Below are 3,058 nucleotides of genomic sequence, written 5' to 3' on the forward strand. Positions count from 1 at the left end.
GGAAGAGAAAGCTGCWCTCCCCGCGCKGGTAAAAGGAGCGCCCATCCGTTTTCTTCTGACCCGCCTCTATGACTGGGTGAACACGCCGGTCGATGCCATCGTCACGCGCAAGGATCCGCTGGCCTATTACCATCGTCTGATAGCATGGCGTGCGGATGCAAGAGGGCTGCTTCATGTCTGAGGAAGCAAAGGTGGAACTGCCCGAGGACGCGCCTGTCGTGGAAATCTGGACTGATGGGGGGTGCAAACCCAATCCGGGACCAGGTGGCTGGGGGGCGCTTTTGTGTTCAAAGGGGCACGAGCGCGAGCTCTCGGGCGGTGAGGGCGAGACCACCAATAATCGCATGGAACTGACGGCTGCCGCCGAGGCTCTGGAAGCGCTCAAGCGCCCCTGCAAAGTGACGCTGCATACTGACAGCGAATATCTGCGCAATGGCATCACGCGCTGGCATACAGGCTGGGTAAGACGCAACTGGCGGAACGCTGCGGGAGATCCGGTAAAGAATCTCGATCTGTGGCAGCGCATCCTGGCGGCGGAAAAACAGCACAAGGTGACCTGGCTCTGGGTGCGTGGTCACAGTGGCGACGTGAATAACGAACGGGTCGATCAGCTCGCGACCGCGGCGCGCCAGGCTCGGGAAAAAACCTGATCCTGCTCCCTGCGGTCGAGATGCTCTTGCGCAGGGAGGGGAGCTCATACGGACAGGCAGATCCGGTGTGCGATATCGGTGGCGTTATCCGCATCCTGCATCAGGCCTAGAAGCTTGAGCTCATCCACATATTGCTCAACCTGGATGCGCAGCGGATGACCCGTCACGGGATGGCTTGCAATCTCGCGCTCCAGCATGCCGTTCGCGTCTTCGGGGGCGTCCTGATCCTTCCGCCAGAGCTGTGCGAGTTCGTCCCTATGGGCAGGAAAGTCATGCTGTGCGTCGCTGAGTGCGGCGGTCAGCGCAGCCGCGATCCCAGGATCCTGGGTCAGAGCCTTGGTCGCGATACCCAGCGTCAGATCGATTCGTTCGCGTTCCGCACCTGTCATGCTGTCGAGCATGTTCCAGCTGACGCCACGCGTTTGCTGCAGGATACGCCATCCCATCGGGTCGTGGACAGCGACAGCGTCGAGATCGCCTGCACGTAGCGCGTCCGCCATATCATCGGCTGGAATTGCTACCCAGTGGACCGAGTCGGTCGGGTGCAGGCCGCGCCGCCTGAGTTGGATACTGACGAAGCGTCGATCAGCACCTTCGAGACTCACGACACCGATCTTCCGGCCCGCCAGATCGGCCACCTTGTGCAGATGCAGGTCGCGCCTTACCAGCAAGCGATAACTGCCCCCCCGAATTCCACAAGCGAGAAGGGCGGGAAGTTCGTCGGCATCGTCCTGATAGAGAACCGGCAGCCAGTCCAGCAGGGGGCTTAGGGCGGCATCGGCCCGACCATTTACCACGGCGTCGATGGCGCTGTTGCCTCCGCTCGTCTCGACGATATCCACGGTCAGGTCATAGCGCCCGAAGAGGCCCTGCTGGCAGAGCCAGAGCAGCGGATCATAGTCGGGTTCAGGCCAGGCCAGCCGGATATGGCGCTTCTTTCCGTCTGTCGCGATCTGCTTGCGATGGTGAAAAACATGGCGCGATTGCAAGGCTGTAGCGAGAATGATGCCGCCTGCACCCATGAGGAGAAGACGACGGGAAGGCGCTGCCATCAGAAGAAAAACTCCATATGCAAAAAAAATGACAAAGGGGGGTTTACCCCAGGAAAAGCTTTCGCTAGATAGTGCCTCGCCGGTCCCGAATAGCTCAGTTGGTAGAGCAAGCGACTGTTAATCGCTGGGTCGTAGGTTCGAGTCCTACTTCGGGAGCCAGGCATTTTTCTCCTTCACATCATGGCTCATCCGGTCTGATCGTATCGAGGCGATCCAGCGTCCACAGGCGCGGGAACATCCTGATCCAGAGCCCGGCCACGATCAGCGTGCCGATGCCGCCTGCGACAACCGCAGCCTCTGTGCCGATGGCCGTTGCAAGCATGCCGCTCTCGAATTCCCCCAGCTGATTGCTCGACCCGATGAACAGCATGTTCACGGCCGAAACACGCCCGCGCATGCCGTCGGGCGTGGCGAGCTGGGTGAGCGCTCCGCGCACAACCACGCTCACCACATCGGCCGCACCCAGCACTGCCAGGGAGAGCACAGACAGCGCCAGGGAGTGCGAAACGCCGAACACGATCGTTGCAATGCCGAAAATCCCGACCGAGGCAAACATGATCGGGCCTGCATGCGACTTCAGCGGATAACGTGCCAGAACGAGGGACCCCAGGAGCGCTCCTACGGCAGGAGAGGCCCTGAGAATTCCCAGACCGACAGGGCCGAGATGCAGGATATCACCGGCGTATACGGGAAGCATGGCCGTCGCCCCTCCGAGCAGCACCGCGAAGAGATCGAGTGAGATGGCCCCCAGCAGGTCACGACGCCGACGCAAAAACGCGATGCCGCCAAAAAGCGATTCGAGGCTCATGGGAGAGCGGTTGCCTGCGTAGGGCTTCAGCTTGAGCAGTGAGGTCGAAATGAGCGCGATGCTGAAGCCGCAGGCGCAGGTCAGGTAGCAGAAATCCGCGCCCAGGCCGTAAAGCAGGCCGCCAAGAGACGGCCCGATGATGGAGGCTGTCTGAAACAACGATGCCGAAAGCGCCGCCGCTCGTGGAAACTGGGCGGGTGTGGCGATGGAGGGCAGGAAGGTCTGCTGGCAGGGGCCTTCAAACGAGCGCAGGGCACCAAAACACGCGACCAGCACATAAAGCGCCCAGGGGGCGAGCTGGCCCAACATTGTCGCAATGGCCATGACCACCGCCCCGAAGATCTCGATGGCCTGGCAGATCTGCACGATGCGCTTGCGATTATAGCGGTCGGCCACATGTCCCGAGATGAAAACCAGAGCCAACATGGGCAGAAATTGTGCGAGGCCAATCAGGCCGAGTGCGGTGACGCTGTGGGTGAGTGCGTAGGTCTGCCATGCTACGGCGACCGCCAGTACTTGAGCTGAAAGTGCGGAGAGCGTCMGTCCGG

3 protein-coding genes, 1 tRNA gene and 1 pseudogene are annotated in these 3,058 nt (G+C 61.3%); 3 read left to right on the forward strand and 2 right to left on the reverse strand.

Going from position 1 to position 3,058, the window contains the following annotated elements:
• A pseudogene (locus C0V97_RS16675) lies at positions 1–181 on the forward strand (homoserine kinase); the annotation flags it as partial.
• The gene (gene rnhA / locus C0V97_RS16680; RefSeq protein WP_127103562.1) at positions 174–650 is read left to right on the forward strand and encodes a ribonuclease HI; all 477 of its coding nucleotides are present in this window, start codon (positions 174–176) and stop codon (positions 648–650) included. The pseudogene C0V97_RS16675 and the gene rnhA, both read left to right, overlap by 8 nt.
• A 44-nt stretch (positions 651–694) precedes the next feature.
• Here rnhA and C0V97_RS16685 read toward each other — a convergent pair whose 3' ends face one another.
• Positions 695–1,702, reverse strand: coding sequence for an ABC transporter substrate-binding protein (locus C0V97_RS16685; RefSeq protein WP_127103561.1), 1,008 nt, complete (start codon positions 1,700–1,702; stop codon positions 695–697).
• An 83-nt stretch (positions 1,703–1,785) separates the two neighbouring features.
• Between C0V97_RS16685 and C0V97_RS16690 the strand changes: the two genes are divergently transcribed.
• Positions 1,786–1,861: transfer RNA gene (locus C0V97_RS16690), tRNA-Asn, on the forward strand.
• Positions 1,862–1,880: 19 nt separating this feature from the next.
• Here C0V97_RS16690 and C0V97_RS16695 read toward each other — a convergent pair.
• Positions 1,881–3,058 (reverse strand): MFS transporter (locus C0V97_RS16695; protein ID WP_127103659.1); only part of this gene is annotated, 1,178 nt, incomplete at its 5' end.

It is taken from the genome of Asaia sp. W19 (assembly GCF_003994335.1).
Taxonomy (GTDB): Bacteria; Pseudomonadota; Alphaproteobacteria; order Acetobacterales; family Acetobacteraceae; genus Asaia.

Bases quoted from the DNA above. Each gene is read 5' to 3' on its own strand.
- rnhA (WP_127103562.1), top strand. From the start codon at position 174: ATGTCTGAGGAAGCAAAGGTGGAACTGCCCGAGGACGCGCCTGTCGTG.
- C0V97_RS16685 (WP_127103561.1), bottom strand. From the start codon at position 1,702: ATGGCAGCGCCTTCCCGTCGTCTTCTCCTCATGGGTGCAGGCGGCATC.